This is a genomic window from Macrococcus armenti, from assembly GCF_020097135.1.
In the GTDB taxonomy this organism is placed as follows: domain Bacteria; phylum Bacillota; class Bacilli; order Staphylococcales; family Staphylococcaceae; genus Macrococcoides; species Macrococcoides armenti.
On record NZ_CP083608.1, the window covers coordinates 1668217 to 1693144 of the forward strand.

The 24928-nt window shown below is 42.1% G+C and carries 27 protein-coding genes; all 27 read right to left on the bottom strand.

Annotated elements, in window-relative coordinates:
• Positions 1-31: 31 nt before the first annotated feature.
• The 27 genes from LAU42_RS08785 to LAU42_RS08915 all read right to left on the bottom strand — a co-directional run bounded on the left by LAU42_RS08785 (position 32) and on the right by LAU42_RS08915 (position 24858).
• Positions 32-1108 (bottom strand): N-acetylmuramoyl-L-alanine amidase, encoded by a 1077-nt coding sequence (locus LAU42_RS08785; RefSeq protein WP_224183224.1) that lies wholly within the window; start codon positions 1106-1108, stop codon positions 32-34.
• Between the two features lie 31 nt (positions 1109-1139).
• Positions 1140-1481 (bottom strand): phage holin, encoded by a 342-nt coding sequence (locus LAU42_RS08790; RefSeq protein ID WP_224183225.1) that lies wholly within the window; start codon positions 1479-1481, stop codon positions 1140-1142.
• A 17-nt stretch (positions 1482-1498) separates the two neighbouring features.
• The gene (locus tag LAU42_RS08795; protein ID WP_224183226.1) at positions 1499-1909 is read right to left on the bottom strand and encodes a hypothetical protein; all 411 of its coding nucleotides are present in this window, start codon (positions 1907-1909) and stop codon (positions 1499-1501) included.
• Positions 1882-2274: a hypothetical protein gene (locus LAU42_RS08800; protein WP_224183227.1), complete on the bottom strand. Its 393-nt coding sequence runs from the start codon at positions 2272-2274 to the stop codon at positions 1882-1884. Before LAU42_RS08800 ends, LAU42_RS08795 begins: the two co-directional genes overlap by 28 nt.
• Before the next feature lie 50 nt (positions 2275-2324).
• A complete protein-coding gene (locus LAU42_RS08805) occupies positions 2325-2546 on the bottom strand; it encodes a hypothetical protein (RefSeq protein WP_224183228.1) in 222 nt (73 codons plus the stop codon).
• Positions 2546-2716 carry a hypothetical protein gene (locus LAU42_RS08810; protein WP_224183229.1) on the bottom strand — a complete coding sequence of 57 codons (171 nt, stop codon included), beginning with the start codon at positions 2714-2716 and terminating at the stop codon, positions 2546-2548. Before LAU42_RS08810 ends, LAU42_RS08805 begins: the two co-directional genes overlap by 1 nt.
• Positions 2717-2732: 16 nt before the next feature.
• Positions 2733-4610, bottom strand: a complete 1878-nt coding sequence (locus tag LAU42_RS08815; RefSeq protein ID WP_224183230.1) for a phage tail protein — start codon at positions 4608-4610, stop codon at positions 2733-2735.
• A gap of 32 nt (positions 4611-4642) precedes the next feature.
• The gene (locus LAU42_RS08820) at positions 4643-6163 is read right to left on the bottom strand and encodes a D-alanyl-D-alanine carboxypeptidase family protein (RefSeq protein ID WP_224183231.1); all 1521 of its coding nucleotides are present in this window, start codon (positions 6161-6163) and stop codon (positions 4643-4645) included.
• A gap of 13 nt (positions 6164-6176) precedes the next feature.
• Positions 6177-7079, bottom strand: coding sequence for a phage tail domain-containing protein (locus LAU42_RS08825; protein ID WP_224183232.1), 903 nt, complete (start codon positions 7077-7079; stop codon positions 6177-6179).
• 31 nt (positions 7080-7110) lie between these two features.
• Positions 7111-11958: a phage tail tape measure protein gene (locus tag LAU42_RS08830; RefSeq protein ID WP_224183233.1), complete on the bottom strand. Its 4848-nt coding sequence runs from the start codon at positions 11956-11958 to the stop codon at positions 7111-7113.
• Positions 11958-12467, bottom strand: coding sequence for a hypothetical protein (locus tag LAU42_RS08835; RefSeq protein WP_224183234.1), 510 nt, complete (start codon positions 12465-12467; stop codon positions 11958-11960). Before LAU42_RS08835 ends, LAU42_RS08830 begins: the two co-directional genes overlap by 1 nt.
• Positions 12386-12766 carry a tail assembly chaperone gene (locus LAU42_RS08840; RefSeq protein ID WP_224183235.1) on the bottom strand — a complete coding sequence of 127 codons (381 nt, stop codon included), beginning with the start codon at positions 12764-12766 and terminating at the stop codon, positions 12386-12388. Before LAU42_RS08840 ends, LAU42_RS08835 begins: the two co-directional genes overlap by 82 nt.
• Before the next feature lie 92 nt (positions 12767-12858).
• Positions 12859-13383 carry a phage major tail protein, TP901-1 family gene (locus LAU42_RS08845; protein ID WP_224183236.1) on the bottom strand — a complete coding sequence of 175 codons (525 nt, stop codon included), beginning with the start codon at positions 13381-13383 and terminating at the stop codon, positions 12859-12861.
• Between the two features lie 23 nt (positions 13384-13406).
• The gene (locus LAU42_RS08850; RefSeq protein WP_224183237.1) at positions 13407-13859 is read right to left on the bottom strand and encodes a hypothetical protein; all 453 of its coding nucleotides are present in this window, start codon (positions 13857-13859) and stop codon (positions 13407-13409) included.
• Entirely contained in the window at positions 13853-14218 is a 366-nt protein-coding gene (locus LAU42_RS08855) for a hypothetical protein (protein ID WP_224183238.1), read from the bottom strand. Before LAU42_RS08855 ends, LAU42_RS08850 begins: the two co-directional genes overlap by 7 nt.
• Positions 14215-14607 carry a hypothetical protein gene (locus LAU42_RS08860; RefSeq protein ID WP_224183239.1) on the bottom strand — a complete coding sequence of 131 codons (393 nt, stop codon included), beginning with the start codon at positions 14605-14607 and terminating at the stop codon, positions 14215-14217. The genes LAU42_RS08855 and LAU42_RS08860 overlap by 4 nt, the downstream gene beginning before the upstream one ends.
• A complete protein-coding gene (locus tag LAU42_RS08865; protein ID WP_224183240.1) occupies positions 14607-15404 on the bottom strand; it encodes a hypothetical protein in 798 nt (265 codons plus the stop codon). Before LAU42_RS08865 ends, LAU42_RS08860 begins: the two co-directional genes overlap by 1 nt.
• The gene (locus LAU42_RS08870) at positions 15385-15753 is read right to left on the bottom strand and encodes a hypothetical protein (RefSeq protein ID WP_224183241.1); all 369 of its coding nucleotides are present in this window, start codon (positions 15751-15753) and stop codon (positions 15385-15387) included. Before LAU42_RS08870 ends, LAU42_RS08865 begins: the two co-directional genes overlap by 20 nt.
• A gap of 18 nt (positions 15754-15771) precedes the next feature.
• Positions 15772-15945 carry a hypothetical protein gene (locus tag LAU42_RS08875; RefSeq protein WP_224183242.1) on the bottom strand — a complete coding sequence of 58 codons (174 nt, stop codon included), beginning with the start codon at positions 15943-15945 and terminating at the stop codon, positions 15772-15774.
• Between the two features lie 18 nt (positions 15946-15963).
• The gene (locus tag LAU42_RS08880) at positions 15964-16992 is read right to left on the bottom strand and encodes a major capsid protein (protein WP_224183243.1); all 1029 of its coding nucleotides are present in this window, start codon (positions 16990-16992) and stop codon (positions 15964-15966) included.
• 60 nt (positions 16993-17052) lie between these two features.
• Positions 17053-17436, bottom strand: coding sequence for a hypothetical protein (locus LAU42_RS08885; RefSeq protein ID WP_224183244.1), 384 nt, complete (start codon positions 17434-17436; stop codon positions 17053-17055).
• A 46-nt stretch (positions 17437-17482) separates the two neighbouring features.
• Positions 17483-18058: an ATP synthase subunit B family protein gene (locus LAU42_RS08890; protein ID WP_224183245.1), complete on the bottom strand. Its 576-nt coding sequence runs from the start codon at positions 18056-18058 to the stop codon at positions 17483-17485.
• Positions 18059-18134: 76 nt separating this feature from the next.
• The gene (locus LAU42_RS08895) at positions 18135-19700 is read right to left on the bottom strand and encodes a phage portal protein (protein ID WP_224183246.1); all 1566 of its coding nucleotides are present in this window, start codon (positions 19698-19700) and stop codon (positions 18135-18137) included.
• 6 nt (positions 19701-19706) lie between these two features.
• Complete coding sequence (gene terL / locus LAU42_RS08900; RefSeq protein ID WP_224183247.1) at positions 19707-21515, bottom strand: phage terminase large subunit; 1809 nt, start codon at positions 21513-21515, stop codon at positions 19707-19709.
• Positions 21502-21975, bottom strand: coding sequence for a phBC6A51 family helix-turn-helix protein (locus LAU42_RS08905; RefSeq protein ID WP_224183248.1), 474 nt, complete (start codon positions 21973-21975; stop codon positions 21502-21504). Before LAU42_RS08905 ends, terL begins: the two co-directional genes overlap by 14 nt.
• Positions 21968-22129, bottom strand: coding sequence for a hypothetical protein (locus LAU42_RS08910; RefSeq protein ID WP_224183249.1), 162 nt, complete (start codon positions 22127-22129; stop codon positions 21968-21970). The genes LAU42_RS08905 and LAU42_RS08910 overlap by 8 nt, the downstream gene beginning before the upstream one ends.
• Positions 22130-24417: 2288 nt before the next feature.
• Complete coding sequence (locus tag LAU42_RS08915; protein ID WP_224183250.1) at positions 24418-24858, bottom strand: hypothetical protein; 441 nt, start codon at positions 24856-24858, stop codon at positions 24418-24420.
• Between the last annotated feature and the right edge of the window lie 70 nt (positions 24859-24928).

The following is a 24928-nucleotide window of genomic DNA, read 5'->3' on the forward strand; positions in this document are numbered from 1 at the left end:
TACCCGATATAATACCGGATAGACTTTCTTCCTATTTATATACCTCATTAATGTTAACGCGGTCTAAATACACCCAAAGATTTCCGTCTACTCCTGCGTTAGTACCCGTATAAATCTTACCCCAACCGTTTAAAGTTTCGAAGATGTATACAGTTTCTCCCGGTTTAAGCGTACGGCCTACTCGTGTATTGAAGTTAAACCCTTTCAATCGGTTACCTCGTCTAGCACGAATGTCTGCGCCATAACTATCGATTGTACCCGAGGCATAAGCGCCTGTACTTCTTCCACGTTGAATCGCTTTATTAAACTTCACTTTAGGCGCTTTGAGGTTTATTACCTGTCCGACCTTTAACGCTTTCGGATTAACGCCTTTATTCCACGCAATAACATCGCTTACTTTAAGTCCGTATTTCGTTGCTACGCCGAATAAAGTATCTCCGCGTTTAATCTTATACGTATTAGGTACGCTTACTGCTGCCGGCTTAACTGCTTTATCGTCCTTCTTAACCGGTGCAGGAACGCTAGGTACGTTACCCTTCATATAATTAACGACTAATTTATCGATAATATCCATACGGTTTCTTGCGTATCCACACGCAGCAAGCAAGTTACCCGGATCGATTTTATCCGATTGAATATCTTGGTGGCCGGGCATGTGTGTTGTCGGATTAATCTTATAGTCGTTACATAGCGCAGCCATGACTCTTGCCGCATTATCTAACGATTTACGTGAGCGTGCTTGATTCGAGAAGTAGCATACCTCGATACCGAACGCGATATCGTTAGCGTCATCTCCGTACCATGCGTTATCAGTAGGCGTATTATAAAGTACGTGCCACGCCTTCTCGTCTAACGGAATACATACGATACACTCTACGTCATCTACGAATAAATGTGCAGAAGCAGTCGCAGACCAATCGATGTTATACGTATTCTTATAGTAGTTAACGTTTGCCTGCGCAGTAGTATTCGGATTTCCTGTATCGTGGAATACCGCAAACTTAGGTTTACCGCTATCTAGCTTACGTCCTGTACGACGTGTTCCAAACGGAAGTAAGTCGAGAAACACGGGTACTCCGTTCCATGTTCCGATTCTAGTTTTCGCCATTAATATCGTCCTTCTTTCGTTTATATTTCGTTTATTTTAAGCCGTTCTTCTTTAACGCAATCTTCTGCGCCTTTGCATTCTTACCGCTAAAGTGATTCTTATAGATACCGATAAGCGTTATTATTGCGCTAACAATCGTAATTATTGCCGTTGATACCTGCGTAACTGTATCTTCGTTCAGCCAATCGTATGAAAAGCCAAAGCCGGCAAGCACCGGAATAAGTGATACGATCATATACGCAATCTGCTTAATGAAGTCCGTTACTGCTTCGGCCTCAACCTCCTTAACGATGTCCTGCTCGTAAGTAGTCGTTTCTTGCGATATCTCCTCGTTATCGATTGCTCCACCGATGATTACTTCGTTATTATCCACCTTATACACCCTTTCGTTTAATTAAATAGTGTCATTACTGCGGTTATAATCGTACCTAATAGCGTAAGTATTCCGCCGGTAAAGATACCGACTAGCTTGAATACGTCGCTTATGTACGTTTGCTTAGCCGCGCCAATCTCTTCCAACCGCTTATCCACCTCGTCAACGTCTTCTTCTACGTGTTTCTGTCGCAGTTCTAATTCGGTCTGCTTTACGGCCATCTTCGATATTTCTTCGTTAGTACGTTCTTGTGCGCTTGCCATTCTACGCATATTATCCGTTAGCGATTCAAACGTCTCTTTCATCAAACCGAACATCAATTCCAACCGTTCGAAGCTACCGTCTATGCGTTTTATATCTCTACGTATCTCGTTTATTTCAGCGTCTAAGTGCGCTCTAGTTACGTAGTCATTCTCTTTATCGTCCATATACGATACACTCCTAACACGGTCATAATCATGTGATAATTCGCAAACACGATATTAGTGTAAGCGGTATACCAATTTAAACCTTGCTCCGCGCCTGTAGCCGTTAATACTACGTAAACAGAAAACGCAAGTAAGTTACCGATAGCGAAACCGACTTGACCCGCAAACGATTTAGAGAACATACTAACGAATAGAATAATGGCCGCGAATAAAGGCGCTATTCCCCAATACGATAAGTCTGCAATACTGTCTAATAACGCATACCACGGACTATCCGCAATCATGTCGTCGTTTGCCGTAAAGAAAAGTATTGAGCGGCCTAGTAGCATTGTCGCAAAGAACATCGTACCGACTAGCGATTTCATTTCGGAGAAGGGCATTTCGATTAATACCCGTTCTCCTACGTTTAGCTTTATCATACGATAACCTCCGATTCTGTTACGACTTCTTCTTGCGGTGCAGTAACATCGACTATCTTCGGTAGTTGGTCGTTTATCTCGGGTTCACTAACGATTTTAGCAACGCCGATGTCTAAGTTAACCGCAATGAATTCCGTTCCATGATCGGTTAGTATCGTAGCAATAAGATAATCCGTTTCATTGTTTGGAGTTCTTCGTATCTGTAACGTTTCAACCATTACTTATCGCCTCCTAAAAGATTTAACTCGTCTTTACCGTTATCTTCCGATAACTGACGTTGTAAATCATCAATAACGGATACGTAGATAGCGTTCTCGTACTCGAGTTTAGCTACCTTCTCCGCTAATAATTTCGATGTAGTTTCGTAGTTAATTTGATGTTCGTTCACTTATTTCGCCTCCTTATTACGTAAAGTTTGCGTTATTTATAACGTCTATTGCACCGTACGATTTACCGTTTACTAGGAATATCAATTCTCCGTTAGAGCCAAAACTTATACCGTTTTTGCCGTCAAGAGATGTTAATGCGTTAGAATATACACGCATACCGTTTAAATGAGTAGCTTTAATTGTAAACTTGTTCGTATTAGCGGAGCCTAACTCTACACCGCCGTTCTTAAACGTGAACATAGCCTTTTCCTTCGATACTTTACCCGCCCTATTCCGGAATTCTATTGTATCTCCAATAAGTTCAACGGAGTCACCCGTGCTAGGATTGCTAAACGCTCGTACACCTGCAAATCCAGCGTGATTGGGATCCATACGGGGGTCTTGCGTAGTTCCTATGTTAGGAGACGTACCAATCACAATGGACGGATAATTAGTGCCATCTTCGTTAGAGAATAGAGTACCTGCTACGTATCCTGCACTACCGTACACCGCAGCGTTACCGGAATTGCGGTATACTAGCGTTGAATTACCTATATAAAATCGCCCTGTACCGAGATTCCATTCGAAGTTACCGAAGAAATCCTTTAATACTCCGCCCATGATACGGTCTGCAATCATAGTGCCGGTTGTAATCGCATCTGCCGTTATACCTCGTGCAGTAATCGCAGTACGTCCGGTCAATCCACCGTCTTCGCTTAAATACATACCTGCGCTGTTTAATCGCATAAATAGGTTACTGTTCATTCTATCTATCGCAGTAATACCGTTCTCGTCGAATATTAAGTCAGACGTTACGTTCTGAATCGTAGTTACCATCGCTTTACTTACGTCATCTAGCACGGCAAACGATAACTGTCTGCGGCCTTGAATGATATCACGGACTACGCCGTTTAAACTCGATACCTTTGCCGCCTGTCTTTGTCGAATGTTAGGCGACCCAAATGTTATCTTACAGTCGATTAAATCGCCATTAATATCGTAGCTTTCTTCGATAGATTCAACGCGTATCTCCGTCTTTAAATCGAGACTATCGTCAAGCAAGAACGTTCTATCTCCGAGTTTAGGAACGTTAGTCGTGCTACCGTTCGCTCGTAAATCGTGAAGATTCGCTTCAAACGATATTATCATCGATTCATTGACGGCCTTCTTTAGCATTGCGTCTAACTTCGCTTGGTCTTTCAACTTCGGAAGTTTAATCGGCTCTTTCTCCGGATTAACTCCGAGCAAGGCAGCTAAGGGAGACGTATACTCCCGTTTAATCAGCGCCTTAGTATAATGCGTCTTTGATTCGTTATAGTTCGCATATCCACGAATGTACGTCTTTATCGAACTAGCGTCTATTGCTTGCTTTACGTCTGATGCGTTTAGTTTTCGTTTATATACGTAGTTTGTATCCGAGCCAATCTTATCGCGGATATATACGAGGTTATCTACGATTTCGAATTCGCAACCATAGTTATCTAGCGCTTTTTTAAACTCGTCAAGTTTATATGCGCCGTTGCCGAATTCTTCGTATGTGAAGGACGATGTACTCGCGGCCACCACAAGTTTGAACGAAGTACCTTCGAATATCTTACCGAATGTAGTCGATAACTCCATCGTAGCTTTCGTCTGCTCGTGGATAATACCGTTACTTAATTCGTATAGCATACGAGTAACTGCTTTAATCTCGATATAGAACGAATCGCCTTCGGTTATTCTTTCTACGAATAAAACGAGATACTCAATTCTATCGTGCGTGATCGTCCACATACGGTCGATATCGATTAGATTAGCGCCGTGTATTTCGTATATTTCTGCGGTTAATATAATATCGCCATTACGGGTTTTATTCGTTGTGAATGTCGCAGTTGTTGCGTAAGGATTGCCGGATAGGTCGTTAATTATAAGCATTTATTCCGCCTCCTTGTTGTTACACGGCCTCACTAAACATTCCCTCTTGTTTTAATAAGATGATGCCCGACTATTCGCCCAATCGCTTTAGCCGACGTGTTATTAGAGGCTAACATCGCAAAGAACATAGCATCTCTCAAAGTTATTATATCTCCGGTTTTCACTGTTGTAGATGCATCTGTCATATCGCTTTCAATGTAACTAAATGACGTATCTAAACTTATACCGCTTTCTATAGCAGTGATACAAGTCAATAATTTAGTTATAGAAGCCGGCGATTGTAATGCGGTGTTAGGCCTGTCTAACTCCGGCTCAAAGGTTTCCCACAACCTTAAATTACTATTTTGTTGCACTAAAAAAGCACAAGCCCCATCAGCGCTTATTGTATCCGTTGAAGTTGTGCCATTTATAACTGCATCAAATGCTTGTTTTAAAGCAACCCACCTATCGTCGTCAGTTTTTATGACTACCCCCGCAATTAATTTACCGGTAGTTTTATGTTTAGCCAATACCGCTAAATTTCGAATAATTCCTAGTGTACCCGTTTTACCACCTAATATTTCGTATTCTTGTTCAAATGCCGTATCTGTAACCGTTGTCGTTATAGGAATAGTTCTAGCGTTCGCACCCTTAATATCGACATTATAAGTTTTTTTACCCCAAATACTTAACATCAAAGGGACGTTAAAAGTGTATCTTAATAGCAAAGCTAAATCTTTTGCGTTTGATGTTTGTCCCGGAGCAGTAAGGCCACTTGCGTTTTGCCATTTCGCCCTGCTCATCCCTATAGTTAATGCTTTTTTGTTCATTTCTGCTATAAATACAGATTCCGCTTGTTCGTCAGTTGCCGATATCGAAGTAGGGTCAATTTCTAAAACATCTTTTTCTATTTCTGCAATACGCGATGATAAATTTGAGTATGTTATATTTTTTGTAGTACTAGTTCTTGCATCGTCAACTTCACTTAAAGATATGCCTGTAAACACTCTTTTAAACGGCTCGTATGGAGTTGCAATAGATCCTTTTTCAATTTGAATAGTGTTTATATCGTTAGCACCAACGCCGAAACGCATGTACTTTACATTAGATTCGGTGGTAAATGTATTATTAGCAGGTACATACAGATATTTAATAAAAATCATGTCTGTGTCGTATTGACCGGTATACATCGTCTTATTTGTAAAATAAGTCGTAGAAGGCTCTATAGGTAAATATTGCGTAGTTCTGTGAGTATCCACAACATAAACAGCGCCATTAGTTCCAATACGACCAACCTCTAAATTTCTCGGGTCAAAAATATTTTTTCCCGAAGTTATGAAATCTATATTAGCGTCTTCGCCGTTAGCACCTTTTAAACTATCAAAAAAATCTTCAATAGTACCTGTGTTTCCGGATTCCAACCATAAATCATAGGCGCTTTTAGCTTTTGCCTTTGCGTCTTGTATAAGGGACTCTAATCTGGAATCGTTATCCCATAAAAACTTAAAATTCGCATTTACCCCGTTAACATTATCACGATTACCACGACCGGAATATATATGTCTTGTCGCCATTTAATCTCCTCCGTTATTTATAATAAAATCTAAAATCGATGTCCACGCTACTAAACGTTCCACCCGACAATGTAAACGAATTAAATCCCGGCTTAATGCTTATCGCCTGCATATTCGTATTACGAAATACGTTAATCCCGTTTACTGTCGGCTTGATGCCGTTAAGCACTAAAGTATCGCTAGATAACGCTTTAGTAATCGTAAATACATCGCCTGTAGAATTATTGCGGATAGTGAACGATTTAGCAGCGGTTAATCCCCTTACCGTGATAACTACGTACATAGTCTCCGGCTGCACCGCTGCATTGCCTGCATTCCATATCGTAAAGGTCGAAGTAGTAAACGAATAGTTCGTATAATCGAAATCAATATTATCTGCCGTTCCATATACGTCTAAGTTTTCGTCGTATCCCGTACTATGTAAATCCATCGTCGTATACGTTGTTTCTCCGAAAGGCAGTCCGGCAGTAACGAATACTAATTCGATTTCTCCGCCTTTGACGACCTGTTCCGGTGTGATTGCGTTTTCTAGTCGTACATGCCAACCGTATCCACTTACGTTATGGCCTGCTAATCCGTAGTTATTAATCGGTGCTTGCCCGAAGTCTACGAATTCATAGCGCCATTCGTCCTTAGAACGCTTTTCCTGTATAAAGTACGAATCTTCATCGAGCAAGAATCCGTATAACTCGTCACGCAGATTAGCGTAATCGATGTTATGCTCGTGTTTAAACTTGAACGCGACTTTGATACGTTTATCTCCGTAGTCCATTCCGTAGTCTATCGCACCCGGTCTTCCCGGTACTTGCCTGCGCCTTAGAATAACCTCCGGACTTTCTACGATAATATCCTTAACGATTCCGTAATCAGATAATCGGTATTTTGCTCCGTTCTTCTTCGTAATCTCTAAGTCCATTTAACGACCCCCTTTTAAAAGGAACGCGAGGCTATCCCATTAGAGATAGCGCTTCGTCCTTCGCATTTTCTTCGTTTACGTACGTGCGTAACCATTTCTGATCCGCAACTACACGTAACTCTACTCGGCTAACGCTTGGATTAGCGTCTACATTTACGTTATTACTAATCTGCTGCGCGCTTGCCTTATTTAATCGTGTTAAATCACGTCTTGCAGCGTTTGCATCTAAGTTCATTGCGCCATTAACGTCTAGTCCCGTGTTTGCTCGGTTAGCTGCGTTTATTGCAGAATTAACCATCGTCTTAGCTGCCTTTGCTGCTATGTCCGATTTATCTGCGATTGCTAATGCGAAACCGTCCCCGAAGTCTCCCCCGAGTGCAATCGTTTCTTTGGCAGGCGAGTTAGAACGTTGTGCAGATTTAACTGCGTTTAATGCCGCTCTTGCAAGTGAAGCAGCAGCGTCGATAGCAGCGCCTATGAACGAACGAATACCACTTACGAATCCACTACCGAAGTCTTGTCCGAGTCCGTACGTATTACTGTTCGAAGACAATCCACTTCTACCGCTACTTGATACGTTACTACCTGCGCTTTGTGCTGCTCCGGCTTGTCCTTGAACGCCACTAACGAACATGCTACCGGCTTTCTTACCGCCTCCGCCGTCGTTAGCGCTACCAAGCATTCGTTCCACCGCAGACTTATTCGAGTTAGCTGCGCCTTTACTTGCGCCTTGCTTATTCGCTAAATCGTTAGCAAACTTACTGCCGGCTTTATTACCGCCACCACCGTCATTCGTCGATCCTAACGTAGACTCTACGCCTTTTTTAGCGCCACTAGCAGCGCTTTTAGCCGTATTACCACCGTCTGTAATGTCGTTAGCCATCCTACTTGTCGCTTTCTTACCGCCGTCTCCGTCAGTAGTTAATCCGAGCATATTAGCGACACCGTCTCTGATTCCGGTAGCATGACCGAGGATAAGCGGTTGACCTTGATTAAGGCCTGCGCTCATGGAGTTCATAGCGTTCTGACCTCCGCCTCCGTCCGTAGTGCTACCGAGTTCTAACTCGACTTGTCCGCTTGCAGTAACGGCCGCTCCTTTAGGTACGCCGCTAAGCGCTTGGATACCTTGACCGAACGTAAGCATTGTTTTACCGCCTTGTGTCGATAAGTTAATCGTATCCATAGACGATGTTATGCTCGTTTTAACGCCTTCTAATTGCGTCTGCAATCCCGGTATACCCGAGAATAATCCGCTTTCAAGCGATTTAATAGTGGCGTTACCTTCCGAAGTTAAGTCCGTCTTTGCATTCGCTTTTAATAGTTCACGCAATCCGAACATAAACGTATCTGCGCTATACTTACCGCTTTCAAATCCGGCAACTAACGAATCTAGCGTTACCTTACCTTCGCCCATCAAGTCAACGCTTGCATTCGCTTTAAGTCGTCCTTTTAGTCCGGACATGACTTGGTCTGCCGAAATTAATCCCGACTCTAAACCGGCTTTAAGCGTCTGCATCGTTTGTGATCCCGAATTAGTTAAATCCGTTATTGACGCAGTTTTGAGCGTGCTTTGGAAGAACGCCATTAATTCTACTGCACCGTATTGACCCGATTTTAGACCGGATACGAACGACTCTACAGATACCTTACCTGCGTCGCCTAAATCGACTTTCATACCGGATTTAAGGTTTAATCCGAGTTGATTCGCAATATCCGTTAGTTGCATACTCCCCGAACGTAATCCGTTTACGAACGACTGCATCTGCTTTTCGCCTTCCGGAGATAACGAGCCTTCGCCTAATCTTGCACGCATAGCATTAACTTGCGCTACTGCTGCTTGTTCTACCGTTACTTTACCGCTTTGTACGCCTTTAACGAATTCGTCAAGTTTCATCTTACCGGCAGTACCGAGGTCAACCATCTTAATACCGTTTTCAACGGAAGATACGAAACCTTCGCCCATTGCCGTGGCAGCTTCTTTAGAACTGTTCTTCATAACGCCGAAAGCGTCTTTTAGCGTTATAGAATTCTTAGCCGTGTTAAGATACGCTTGTGCTGCTTTATCTGCTGCGCTTTTAGATGATTCCATCTCTTTTGCAGCGTTCTTAGCCGCGTCAGCAAGTGATTGTGTCTTTATCGTTACGTTACTAGCGTTAGCCGCGTAGTTATCTAGTTTAGCGTTATATGCTCCGGCCTCTTGCTTTAATGACGAAGCAGTCTCGAGTAATTTCTGTTGTTCTTTAGATAAGCCTTTCGTAGCATCAACGTTCTTATGTAGTTTCTTAGCGCTTTCTTCGTAAACGTCTAAATTACCGAGTAACGACGATCTATTCTCGTCATACTCACGACGTAAAGCCGCCAAATGAAGCCCTAGTTCTTCCGCAGGTAATCCCGAAGATTCAAGCGTTTTCTTTTGCTTTTCGAAACCTTTATTTAGTTCTTCCATTGCTTTAGCGGTTTCCTTAGCAAAGCTAGTTACGTTCTTCTGCACCGTTTCAAACTTCGTATTTTTATCGAAAGTTTCAAACGCTCTTGACAACGACCCCATCTCGTCGATACTCTTAGACACATGCGTTGAATACAACTTGTCTAATCCGGCAAACATATTCGAAATAGTTGCGTATTCAGACGATGTTAATTTTCTACGTTCGCTATACGCAGAATTTAACGTCTTAGTAATCGTAGATTGTGCGTCTACTGCCATCTGACGTTGTTTCTCGTAGTGCGCCTTAATCTCGCTTACAGACGCTTTTAACGCTTCTTTCTCCGCACCTGTTGCCGATTTAACTAAGCGTTTATTTATCGCAAGAATCTGATTCTCTTTCGCATTAATTGCGTTGATTACTTCGTTAGTAAGCGAGTCAACTTCCGCAAGTATTTCGGCTTTAGTCTTACGTGCTTCGTCTGTACTGCGAATACGGATATCAGCCATAGCGCCATTAATATCGTCACGCATACGTAAGAACTTCTCGGCTTTATTTGAAGTCGTTGACGATAGCGAGTTATCGATTTCTAACATCGCCTTTTCTACGTCGTCTGCACCGATACCGAAGTCTTTACCGATTTTAACTGCTGCTGCGCCTAGTAAAGTTAATCCTCCTATAGCGCCGACTACTGCCGCCCCACCCGTGCCAAACATCATAAACGCTGCTGCCGTAGCACCGAGAACTACCGATACTCCTGCGATTGCTTTCGTAGTTTCAACGAACTTCTCGCCAAACCTCGTTATATTGCCTTCTGCATCGAAGAACTTATCCGTCAGCTTTTCGAGGTTATTAATGATATTAAGAATAAAGCCTGCCGCGTCACTATCCGATTTAGCGAATGCTCCACCGACATTAGCTGCGATATTCTTTATACCGTTCCACGCCATCTTTACTTGCGAGCCGAACGTTTCATATCGTTTTGTCGATTCCTGCATTAAGGCGTTATTAACTTTCCATTCCGTGTTAGCAGTTCGTTGTGCCTGCGCTAATTTCTCCGAGTTACCTGTTAAACGTTTCATTACGTCTAATTGACGTATCTCGTTAATACCGAGGTCACGTAACGTTTTATCGAGGTTGCCTCCGGATTCCTTAACCTTTTCGAGTCCTTTAACCATTTGTATTAATCCGCCATAAGCGTCTTCTTTGAAAAGTTTCTTAACCTTTCCGATAGACATACCCATGACTTCCGCCCACTTCTGTCCTTTATCCGACCCTTGCTCGATTGCAGACGCAGTCTTCGACATAATCGTACTGATTGCCGAGCCACCCATCTCCGCTCTTACACCGAGGTCAGATAATGACGTAGCAAGCGCTACAACATCGGCTTCGGACATATCTAACGATTTACCCATACCGGCAATACGCATACCCATATTAACGATGTCTTGCTCGGTAGCAGCCGATACGTTACCCATCTTAACGATTGTACTTGCGAATCTATCTACATCGCTTTGACTCGTTCCCATAATGTTCATCATTCGGGATAAAGCGTTAGCTGCGTCTTCTGCCGCTAAGTTCGTAGACGTTCCCATACGTATCATCGTATCGGTAAACTTCGTAATGTTCTGATTCTGTACGCCTAACTGCGCTGCCGTTTCCGCAACTTGTGCGATTTCTTCGTAAGCCGCCGGCATACTTCTTGCCATCTTTCTAAACGCTAAATCAAATGTACGCATTTCTTTTGCGCTTGCGTTCGTTGTCTTCGCTACCCCTGCGAGTGCTTGCTCGTATTGAGTGAACGTATATAATGACGCTCCAATACCACCGACAATAGCTGCGCTAATACCGAGCATAGTCATCGATAGACCTCGTCCTAGACGATTGAAACGGTCTAAGTCTCTAGCCGCAAGTGCAGTCGATTTACTGAACGCATTCATACCGTTCTTGCCTTCGTTTGTACCTTTCGCTACGTTAGCAGACGTATTAGCAACGTTATCCATTTCGTTAGATAAGTTTCTAGCGCTTTGGATCGTAGGCTCTACCGAATCTCCGAACGCTCTAGTGTAGTTTCTTGCGCTATTAAAACTGTTACCTAAGCGCACTACCTTTCTATCCGCATTATCAGCGCTACTTCCAATCGAATTTAATCCGCTGCTTGTACCTCGCATTGCCGCAGCAGTAGCGTTCATTTTGCTAGAAGTACCGTCTGTAGCATCGCCTAAGTCACGCATTCTACCCGAAGTTCTATTAATAACCGTATCTGCATCGGATATACCGCCTGCCATAGTTCGTGCGCTATTACGGATGTTACCCATACTAGCCTCCGCTGCTTTAGCGCTATTTACTACGTTCTTATTAAACTTATTCATCGCTGCCTCTGCCGCCGCAAAACCTGCTACAAACGCAGTAGGATTAGCGGTTAAATCCGCAGATATCGTATACTTAGTCGCCATTAATCGTCCTCCCTTCCCGTGATTATTCCGTTAAGAATGTCTTCTGCGCGCTCTTTCGATAGCCTAAACTTCTCAACGGTTTCTGAATTAACCGGCTCTTTCTTAACGATGTCTAAATCGCCTAATAAACGTCTTTCAACGTCTTTTCTATCGAATAAATCTTTGAACGATTTAATCAGCGGTTTACCATCTTTATCGAAACCACCGGCCATTGCCGTACTATACGCTTGCGTGTACATCGTTTCTAATTCGTCTATGTATCGCAGTAACGATCCGTGCCTAAGCGCTTTATATTCTGCAATAGTCATACGCTTAATTACGTTTACATCGTTAATGCCTAAATAACGGTAGCAGTCGCTAAACAGTTCAGCGTAAGTAAATCGGTTAGCTTCCTTGTTTGCGATTTCTGCTTCGCGTGTTGTTTCGTTTATTCTTCGTTCGGAATCGTCTGCACGACTGCCTCGAAGATGTGATTGTACAAACCCACGTTCTGTAACGCCTCGACACACTCTTGTGCCAATGAAGCGAATCCGCCTGCCTCTACCGCTAACTCTTGAATCGCTTTATTAAGGTCTTTATCGCTATAAGATTTCGTTTTAACGTCAGTTAATCCGGCCTTAAAGAATTCTACAATCGCTTGAATACTTACTGCCGATAATTGCCCGTAAAGAATCTGTACGCCTAATCCGAATTCAGCGTCTAAATCGTTCATAACGTTCTGCTTAAATTTATATTTAGAATCTAGCGCTAATGCAAAGCCGATTCCTAAGTCTAATTCGTATGTAGTATCTTTTAATTTAATATTCATTCGTTCGTCCTCCGTTTATATGTATAATTAATCGAAAAGAAAGCGAAGTAGTGCATACTACCCCGCTTGTCTGTATCGTCTATCGTCCGCTATTAAACCGATTGTGCTGCCGTAGCTAACGCACCAAAGTCTTGGAATGCGTATTGAACTGCCGTGAACTGTTCCGGTGTTAATGTAACTTCGCCTTCACGCGGAGATAAGTTTACTGCGAAAGTAGTCGATAACTCTGTATATCCGTCAGTACCACTTGACGTGTTATAGTTCGTTAATTTACCTTGCATATACGTAGCAGGATATTTACCGCTTTCGTTAGGCTCTGTAATATCGACTTCCCACGCTTGTAGCATTTTATCTTCTACGTATGCGTTTTTAAGTAATTGGTGCGTTTTATCGTTACGTACTACGTAAGACGTGATATCTAATGTAGCGTTCTCCGATCCTGTATCTTTTAACGTACCGTCTTTCGTATTTTCTTCGATTGACTCACGCTCACGAGATAATTCGTGTTCAGTTTGGAACGCTAAGCGTAACTGATTACCGTCTGTAGTAGTATCGTCCATCGCTTGGAAGAATAATACCGTCTTAGTACCTTTAGACACCGTTTGATTAATCGCCATTTATTTAGTCCCCTTTTATTCGTTTATTTTTCGTTTATTTTGATATGCGCTAGTTCTACCAATATGTCGGTATAACTGCGTATACTGTTCGTTTCGTCTTCCGCAAGAGTTCCGAATGGAATCGTTATTGCGTTGTTAATCTTAGATACGCTGTAGTATCCGAGTATCTCGCCCTTCTCGTTCATTAACGGCAGCTTATGATAAAGGAGAATCTCCGTTATCTTACCGTTAGTGTCAGCGTGCCTAACAACGTCCTTAGAATAACTTGCGATGTTTAAATAGATATTTTCCGTCACTAAATCGTCTAGTTTCGTCTGTTCCGTAAATCCCGAATTAACTAACTCGATACCGATAAAGTCTTCGCTTTCCGGCACAATATAACCGGGATAACGCCAAACACACGGAATACCGAGTTGCTCTTCGAGATATACACGCAGACCGATGATAAAGTGCTTATACGTAATACGTTCTACCACGCTTTATCGACCACCCTTTGTAATCTCGGCACAATCTCCATCTCCGCCTCGTTGACGGGAATTGTAACGTAATATCGTTTATTCTTATGCTCGAAGTTTTGTCGCCAATAGTACGGTACCGTATCGAGATTAGCGAGTATCTGCCAATGTAACGCCCCTGCGTGATGTGCGCTATCGCTTATCGTGTTTTTAAGCAATCCGGTATCTACCGGCGCTCTATTCGCCATCTTCTGCGTAGTATCCTTCGTCAGTTCTCCTAATTCAGTATCTACGTCTGCGATAACTTTCGTTACTTTCGCCGCACTTATGTCGTTCTGCAATCGTCTTATATCGCCGCCGAGTTTAATACGTATCTTCATGTCGTCTTCTTCCCAACGAATTCATGTCGGTTATAAATACCGATACCTTTCGGGTCTTCCGATACAACTGAATACTTATCGCCACGATGACATACGTAAACGATTTTTCTAGCGTCTATTCCTTCGAGTTCTTCAACCGCAATACTAAACCATAAATCGCCTTCTATCGCTTCTGCTTGGTCGCGTAAACGTCTTTCAGCAGCAACACGGGAAGTACGATCGTTAACGACTGACATTACTGTCTTGCGCAATGTAACGTATTCAATAACGCCTGTAGCCATGTTCTTCTTACCTTCGGAACGATATTCGATTTCTATCGGTCTTCTGCGTAAGTGTACGATTTCTTTGCGGGTTTCTTTCATAAAGAGTAAATCTTCGTTAGTAAGCATTAACTACGCACCTCCACGACTTCTAACCACGATGTACATTGTGGATGCGGATAATAGATTATCGAGTCAGTCGATTTATACACGCCTTTACCTTTGCCGTATTTATCAGCGTTTGCTAACGGATAGCATTTGTGATATTTACGTCTAGGGTGTCGCGGGAATGACTCGTGTATTCGTACCCAATCGTAACCGTTAGCGTCCGCGGTCGTACCGAACTGAAATCGATATGCGTTATAGACTTCTGATTCAACGATTCGCCTAACCGTCCAATCCGTATCTTTAAACGTATCTCTTACGTTACCGACAATCGTATTGATATCATCGCCACCTAATACGCCTTGACGAATATACTTACGAATGTCCGTCATTGTATTCGATGTAGATATCTTTACACGCTGCTCTAACGTCTTATCTCCGATAACAACTGCTTTACCGAGTTCCTTCTCGACATTGACAATCGCTTTCTTACGAGCGTTATCTAACTCATCAACCAACGATTCAGCAGTTATGTTTACTGCGTCCTTCATTGCGTTAATTACACCGTTATACAATATGTCGTTATACTTACGTTCTATACGGTCTATCTCCGCCATAATCTTGCTTAACTGCGATGTGTTTACGGTAGTACGTTTTATCTGTCGGGGGTTACCGTTATCACTAACCGTAGTTATCGTTTCAGTCTTAGCAAAGGCGTTAAGAGTATCGATTAGGATAACGCTCAACGCTGCTAATTCTGCGATAATATCTTCCTGCGCCTGTTGATTCGTCTCTTCTACGCTATTGGCGAGTTCTTGCATCTAAGTGAGGCGCTCGCTTTCTAATCGTAAAGAAACTGTGACTGCCCGAAAACTCATCGTCATATAACGCTTTAGCTTCCGACCAATCACGTCTTAAATCGTTTGCATACTTTCTGTATTGATCGTATATCTCCGACTTATCAACCGACTCTTCCCCGTCTTGATACTTGAACGCTAGGCGTGCGTTCTTCTCGTCTTCTTTCGCAAGCAGATATTCCGTATACATCGTAATTAAATTCTCTTGTGGCGTAGTATAATCTAAATCGATAGAAAAGCCGTTAGCTAAGACGGCTCTTTCGACTATCGACTGCTCAACTTCTAATTTCGTAGCAAGCGCTTGTACGTCCATGCTAACGACCTCCTACGCTTATTTATCTTCGTCTTTTTTAGGCGATGCTTTGCGTGCAGGTGCTTTCTTTTCTTCTAGCACTTCTACGTAACCAATCGCCTCTAAACGTTTAGCGTCTTCGGCAGATACTTCGAGTGTATTACCCGAAGTAACTCCGTTGACAACTGCGTCTAATACTTTAACTTTCGCCATATCCGATTACCTCCCGTATTATGCTCCGATAACGTCTGCGTGTAATACTAGCGTTGGATTTTCTAAGATAGCGAATCCACTTTGCGCTACTTCGATGATAGAACGCTTAGGTGTACGCTCGTCATACGCTTCTAACGTTGCCACCGGTGCAAAGTTTTCTGCATCCGGATTCGGGCCTGTTAAGAATACCCCTGCGCCTTTAGATGCGAATACGATACGGTTTTCCGGGAATACTTCGATTACTTCGTTTTCTCCCGTATAGATATCTTTAACTTCGATTGACGTTTCTTCTACTAATACAACGCTTGGTAATCCGTAGCGAGATAACACTTCGTTTACTTCCGCTAAAGATACGCGAGTAGCGTTTGGTACTGCCGGACGTGCTTCTGCAATAATCGTTTTGTTGTCCGTTAATAAGTTAAGGACTTTACGAGTTAAAAGCATTGATTCCGGTTTCTTACCGTTTGATTTACGGTATACTTCAACCCAACCTAAAAGGTCTCCGATTACGTCACGTTCAGCATCTTGCCAATCCGATCCGCTTAGTAAAGCGATTTTGTGTTCCGCAGGAATACCGTAATCAAGAGCGATTTTAACTCCGTTCTTGTTGTATTCGTTTTTACCTAATGCCAACGCTTTAAGTTTTTCAACACGGATTCGTAACTTTAATGCGTCTACTAAGTCAGCAGAACGGTTTAATAACTTGTCTACAACTGCGTTCTTTTCTCCGTTAGAACGTGCTTGATGAATTGCGTATAATTCTTCGATTGTGATAACGTCTTTTAAACCGAAGTGCGCTAATTCGCCCATTTTACTTGCAGTAGCGTGACGGTCAACAACCGGCTTTTCTGCGCCTAGACCAATCATACCTGCGATGTGTTGTGAACGTTGGATAATGTCGTATGCGTAGTGAGTGTTATATGTTACTTCGTTTCCAATGAACGATTCAACGAATTGTAACTCCTCGAAGTTTGCCTTCATTGATTCATCGATAAACCCGCGTAATGCTGGTTTTTGGAATTCTTTTAAATGCGTAATACCTGCCATAATTTAACAGTCCCCTTTTAATATATTTTCGTTTATTTTTCGTTTACAGACTTCTGTCGATTATCCTTCGATATGGTCGACGAAATGAATGTTTTGATTTAACGGTGCAAAAGTTTCTACTTTCGATTGGTCTGCCGTTGGTAATTTCTTTAAATATACAGAGCCTTCGATAATTACTGCGCCTGTAATAGCGTCTGTCTTACCGTCATGATCGTGGTCTTCGTTTAAGATGTAGAAGTTCTTAAATCCTTCCGCATCAGAAAACGGCTCATATTTACCTGTAGAATCGTTACGTGCGATTAGCGTTCCAACCTCGATTAATCCTTCCGGGAATTTTGATCCGTCTAAAGTAGCACCACCGTGTACATATTGAACGTGTTCTGACGCTAAAATGTTTTTACCGCCACGGAACTGTGTTTCGCTTTGCTTTAAAGTGTAAGCCATAATTTATTTCTCCTTTTTCGTTTATATTTCGTTTATAGAACGTTAATTAACGCCCTAAACGGTTAAATAATTCTCGCCCTACTTCGTCGTCGCCTTTTTGCTCTGTTTCTTTCTTACCGCCGAAGCCGGCGTTAGGGTCTTTATATGCCGCTTGCTTTGCTGCTACGAAATCGTTATATACGTCTTCAATCGCCGTATCTAATTCTTCGTCAGTCTCCGCAAGTTTATCGACATACTTCGAATACTTGATAACTTCTTCGCTAGTTAAACCTTTCGCAAGTAACTTCGAATTAATCGACTGCTCACGTTCAGCTTTCGCTTTTTCTGCACGCAATGATTCGATTTCTTCGTTTGCCTTGTCGAGCAATTCTTTATACTGCCCTTGCTCTTCTAGGCGCGCCTTTTCTGCTGCTTCGTCGGCATCCTTCTTAGCGCGTGCTAATCGTTCTTTTACGATACGATCGATATCCTCTTGCGTAAATTTCTTTTCTACTTCTTGCTTATCCGGCTCATTCACGTTATCTACATCGTTACCTAAATCGTTATCAACGTTGCCAGATTCGCTAGGATTGCCGTCCTCCTCCGAAAAGAATTGTAAGTTTAATCGTAGTTTATCTTCCATTCAGTTACCTCCGTTTTAACTCCGTCGAGTATAGTATCCGTTTCTTTTATCGACTTAACGTTCGGTCAAATTTCGTTTATAATTCGGCTTCTATAGGCTTTAATACATCAACTTCGTTATAGTCTGTCTTAGGCGCTTCGTACGCAGCAGACTCGCCATACGGGTCAGACATCTGCATAGCACGCAATCTTTCGTCTTCAATCTCGGTCATCTTATCTTCCGGAGACTTAACGCCTAGACGCTGCATACCATGTTTATGCGATTCAAGTCCGCCTTCAATCTCTTTAATGATTAAATCGACCATATCCGATCTATCGTCCGGTAACGGTAATACGAAGTTCATTTCGGTTTCAAGTTCGTCTGTAACCTTATTAATCGTTTCTATGTCGTACCTAAACTTCTTCGTCGTAGTACGTTTCTGCAAGTATAAAAGCGATTTAAGGAATAGTTCGCCAAAGTCACGATTCCACATTAACCATTGCTCTTGCGTTTCTTGAATGATTTCTTGGTATAGCACCTGTAACGCCCTATCGTTCATACCACCGAAGTTTAACTCGGTAGGTGTTATCTGCGGAATACCGTTTAACTCGTGTAATGCAGATTTAATTCGGTTATATTGGTCTTTAAACGTTTCTTTCCATTGGAACGTTGTCTCAATCGTTTCAACGTCTGCTGCGTGATTGGCGCTGCTATTTATCTTCAGTAAAGCACCGGGCGCAATCTGTAAATCCGTGTCAGCAGTTAAGTCTGCGTTCTTGATAACGGTCATTCCGAACATTTCGAATTTAAGCGAGTCGCTTGCGTCTTCCATCATTCCGTTAAGCAATCTCGTTAATACCTTCATATCTTCTACGTCTTCGAAATGCGAAGATTCCGTAGCAAGCGAATGTATGTCGAATGTTACAACGGGAACGAAATCGAATCCTAAGTAAGTCTTATCCGTTATCGTTCGTTTAACAGTCAAGTCTTCTCGGAACACCACCTCGTCAAACCAACACTCGTAGTTCCTATCGGGGTCTAATCGGAAGGACTGTCGTACGTACTGCGTCTTATCCGGATCGTCATCGTCTTCTTGCGGAATGATAATGTCACATCCGATAAGTTCGTTAAATCCGTCTTTCGAATAAACCGGGAATACTTCGGTAGCCTTATGCCATATCCAGTGCATACGACCCGTTCTATCGTTATAAACTAACTTACACGCAATACTACCGGCAATCAGTCGCTCACGCGCAAGCTGCATTTTAGTCGAATCCATATCGTTATCTTTCCATAAGCGATATAGAATCTTCTCTACGTCTTTTGCGAAATCAACGTCAGCCTTTTCGTCGCTAACCGGCACAACGTTAATACCATGATTACCGGCCATCTGCCACCTTGATTTACGCTTTATAAACGCCTTGAAGTAATTCGTCCAATACTTCGACGGCTCGTAGTCTTTGCCGTCCCACGAATCGTCATCAGTCGCATATATGTATTTACCGAACTCGTCGATATCCTGTTTGCCGTTATAGTAATCGTAATTCGCTTGAATGTTATTAATGCGTTCTATTTCACGCTTTCCTAACGCAGTTTCGATAGGGCGCTCTAATAGCTTATCTACCGTATCGGGCGTTAGTATATTATAATCGGGTACAACCACGTAGCATTACCTCCTTCTTCCGTATCTGCGAGTAAAGTTCGCTAATCTATCTTGGCGTTCTTCCTTCGCAGTACCCTTAGCTTTAGCGTAGTAGTTACCGAGTGTTTCGATACTACCGTTGCTTGCTTTCGTGGCAATGCTATACGCCATTTCAGTCGCATCGACCATATCGTCGAAGTCAACCATCGGATATTTCTCGTACTGTTCGAGTAAGTCCGTCTGTGAACGCATAAAGCGTATCCTACCGTTTTCTGTATCGGGGGACATTGCTTCAATACGTAGTTCCTTACGAGTACGCTGCTTAACCGCAATCAGTCGGCTATGTGCCGGATAACCTAAGTCGGTCAATCTGTCGCTTAATGTATCCGCGAAGAATTCCTGCGCCATTTGCGCCTCTACCGCCATATTCGTATACTGAAAACGTCTTACCTTATCGACTATAACTTCGAGGAATTCTTTCGGATGTACACGCTTATTGAAAACGTCAACAACGTAGCACACATCAGTTGCTTTATTCTTAGCGATTGTTACTATCGCAGAATAATCGCCCTTCTCCTTCCCCATCGCAAAGTCAATACCGCAATAGAAATCGTAGTTATCGTGATTAAACGTCATATTCTCGTCAAAGAACGTGAATCTATCGATTTTAAATATCTGACGCTCTTCGTCGGTAGGCTCGTTTTGGTACTCCTGCGTAAACGACTTAACGCCCATATTCGTTAATCGGATCATAAAGTCGTAGTACGTCCAATACTCGCCCCAAAGCAGTTTAGTGCCTTTCAGCATCGCTTCTTCGTTTGCGTCATAGAACGCTCTAGCATCTTCCTGTGCGGTTTCACTATCGGCAAGATATATGCGTCGCCATTCGTCCCAAAGTTCGGTATTGTCAGCGAATCTTTCTACGGCTTTATATCGTCTGCTCTTAAATCGTCTGTCCTTACGGATAACGATGTCGAGCAATGAATCGTAGCAAAGGATAGTTCCGACATATAACGCAATACCTTTAACCTTGTCCATCGCAGGCAATGCCTCTTCGTTAAACCAATTTCGCATTTTAGCACGCTGCTCTTTCGTATTAACGTCTTCTTCGCCTTCTAGGTCGTCGAATATCATTAACTGCGGACGAGTGTTACCGAAACGCATACCACGCATCTGTCCGCCTGCACCACGCGCCATTACTTTAACGCCGTTAGAAGTAACGTACTCCTCTTTATTATCGATATCATTCGATGCAGGTCTTTCGTGCAATAGTCGTCCATAATCATCGATTAACTTCTGATTAAACTTTAGCTGACGGTTGCCCCATTGAATGAACGCACCTGCAACCGTTACTGTTTCGGATAATACGACGATAAACGTTCTATGCTTATATACGGCTTGGTGTATCGGGAATATGTTCGATCCGTACGCAGTCTTCGCATGTGAACGAGGACACGCCCACGCGATATTACTATCGGCTTTATTTATCGCAATATCAGATAGCATAGCGCTAAACTCGTGATGGAATGCCGACATAGTTTCGTAATTAACTCCGCTAGGAATTAAGTTCTCGTCATTCTCCGGATTAGCATCGTCTGAAAAGTATTCAACCGCAAACCTAGCAACATCGAATTCCGACGAGTTAATTCGCTCTAACTGTTCTACTTGCTCGTCAACGGTAACAAACCGCTCCATATCGACCTGCGTTGCCTGTCCGCTTTTAATCAACTCGTATAGCAGTTCTAACTCGGTTTCTAGTAGCGCCTGTATTTCTAAGCGCTCGTCTCTCGGCAATAAGTAACCGTCTTCGCCTAGCGCCATATTAGTCGGATTCATTCGCAATATCCTTGTGTTCTATTACCGGCTTAGCGTCGTATACAGTCTTTCTGCGCGCCTCTAGTTTTGCTATACGGTCTTCAAGCGAAGACGCTCCGAGTTGTAAATTAATCGTACTGCTTGCGCTTTTAGTTTCGGGCAACCAATCGCCTACCTTCGCCATTAAGTCGAGTTGTTTCGTCGATAAGTTTTGTCCGCGTTCTAAGTTCGTAATCAATGTCGCAATAAAGTCGGGCATTGCTGCCTGTAATCGCAAACGAGACAGATGCTCTAAGTACGCTAAGAACGCAGGGTCTTTCTGCCAATTGCGTATCGTTCTATCGGTTACACCAACGGCCTCGCCGAGTTCCTGCTGCGATAGTTTCTTAACGTCTTTAGCGCTCCTACGATGGATTGCGTTTTCAACCATCAACTCCGCAACCTCTTTCTGCTTTTCCGATAAAGTATCGAAGTTAGACATCGTTATCACGCGGCGCTACGTTAATTATGATTTTGCTTATATCGTCGTCTCCGTCGTATGCTTTCGTACTGATACCGACTATCATACGCTTCTGATCGTTCAGTAATTCGTTAATATATTCAAGAATCGCTTCTTGGTCGATTATTTCGTTCATTTTCGCCACCCCTTTTATACCGTCTGTATGACGTTTAATCCGGCATACTATCTGTCGTGCCGTTCGACATTCGTTTATATTTCGTTTTCTTTAACGCAATAATACGTTATGATATACGCAAAGGAGCGATTATTAATCGGTTAGACTATTCAGCGCCTCTTTATATTTAATACGTATATATACGGTATATAACGTTCTTATACGCAATAACGTATGTATACGTTCTATAACGTTTTATTACGCAATAGAGTATTTATTGCTTAATCGTTATTCTCAAGATTAGCTTTGCTAATCTTAAATCAATTACAAAGTAATTGATTTATATATGCGTTTAATAACGTTTATTAACGATTTAACTTATAGCGTTTTTAAAGCGTTATTAATAACGTATATATATGTATAGAGCGATAAGCCCTCATTATAAGGGCAGTCGAATGGACATGAAACGGACATTTGTAACACAATTGTAATATTAATAACATTTATTTACATAATATTTAACAGTTATTGGAATCTATATTACATTTACGTTACATTTATATTACGGTAATATTACGCATACCAACGCGGCCATCCATAATTTCCGTATAATATCGTATATTATTGCGTATATTTTGCGTATTAATATCCGGACATATACGCCTGCATTCGTTGATGTTATGCGATTCTACTGCGTTAATTTACTATGCAGCAATACCGTATATACTGCGATCATAGGGTGTATAAAATCGGAATTATTCGGAACTTTTTGCGCTCTTTAAACGGATAAATAACGCATAAATGCCGTCTATTTTGCGTGTATTTAGGGCGTAATTGGTCGGTAATTATCCGGGAATAGTGTCTGTCATTTTACGGAATACTGACGCAGAATGGCGTTATTTTAGCGCTTTTTCAGCAGATAATACGGATAATTAGCGTATAATGATCGCGCGCCATTCATAAATATCGATATAAATCGGTTAAATACGGCTAATATCCGTACATATATGTCGGTTAAATCGGTTGTTTAACGAATGTTTTGCGGTTGTTTTGCGTATGAATGGCGTTGATATACGCTAGAATAGCTGCATATTGCGATTGTTTTGCGTATGAATGGCGATATATTGCGTAGAAATGGCGTAGAAATGGTGTTATATTGCGTAGGAATGGCGTTATAATGCGTAGAAATAGCGATACCGGTTTAAAATTTTGTAGCGTTTGGAGATACGTCAGGCGCGCTGCATCCGTTGAAACTACCCCCGCCCGTCCCTGCGCCTTCGTTCGTTTTCATTCGTCCGTTTATACATTCGTATGCATTCGTTTTCGCGTGTTTTTGCGATGTTTCACGATGAATAACGTTGCATTTCGCATGTAACTGCTTTAATCGTTGTTATATCAATGTTTAAGCGTTAGTTTTGCGTTGTTTCTAGTTTACATAATTATATATTATCGGAAGTAAAACGGTTTATTTACGTATATTCATGCAAATGTATGCACAGTGTTCGGTTTTGATGGCGTTCGTTCTAACGTACGTTGCCACGTAATAGCAACGCAACCACATCGCAATTCATTCGCTATTCATTCGCATTCAACATCGTTACACATTCGCAATACAAGCACATTCGCATATAACAACGCTTTACATTCGTTATACATTCGCTTTAACATCGATACACATTCGCATATAACAACGCTTTACATTCGATTTATTGCATCATATAACAACGTAATAGCAATCGTTACACATTCGTAATTAATATCGATTATAAACATACATACGCATATAATAGCGCTAATACATAGCGTTATAACATAACGTTTTATACCGTTTATAAGCGTTTTAAAGCGTGTTACAAGCGTTTATATACCGTTCTAATAGTTTAGTACGTTAAGCGTATAACGTCGCTTATATGCGCATGTATTAAGCGCAATACATAACGTATAACATAACGATACTAAAGCGCATTAAAAAGCGGATTAATAACGGTTAGACAAATAGCGCGCGCGGATATTTAAACGGAGTTAATAGCGGATTATTAATCGTAATCAACGGCGGTCTTGCAGGCGCTGCACCTCCGCAGAAAAAAAGCGAATTGATAGCGCAGATATATCTGTATATATCCGCCTGCGCTTTTAAACGCAAATAAACGCCACACAAGCGACGTTATACCCGTTTTAATGGTATAAGCACCATAACGGATATAATACGCTTGTATAGCGTTTAAATAGCTTATAAATCGATCGATACAGAAATACGCAACAAAAAAAGACACTCGGGATAATTCCCGAATGCCTTCGCTTTTATTCGTTTAAAACGTGTAACCTCCGTTATAATTACGGAATTTATAACGCTTTTGCTGCGCTTGTATGCGTTTATATTTCGCATCTAATTGCTTCGTTCTATTGATTCTAACCGCTTTTTTCGGATAGTCTCCGATATAAATGACGTGATAATAAGCGCCTTTTACTAGCCTTTTACGGCTTTTTTCTTGTGCGTCATAATAAGTTAAATCTTGCAGTAAGTGAGCGTTTACCGCCTTAAACGTGTAGATACTAGCGTTTTTGTTACATACGCGGTACATCTGGCAAGCCGCTTGCGCTCCGCCTTCGTAAGTATACGTATAAACCGGCTTTTTAACCACCTTTTTAGATTTTGAAGCAGCGTTCACGTCCGCAGTCAATCCCGTAAATAATACCGCCGTTGTTACCGTTGTTAAAATAGCCTTTTTAATCGTGTTTAATTTTTTCATAGTGTTTTTACCGTCCTTTTTCGTTTTTATCGTTTATTTTTCGTTTAATATCCGTAATAAATTGCGTCGC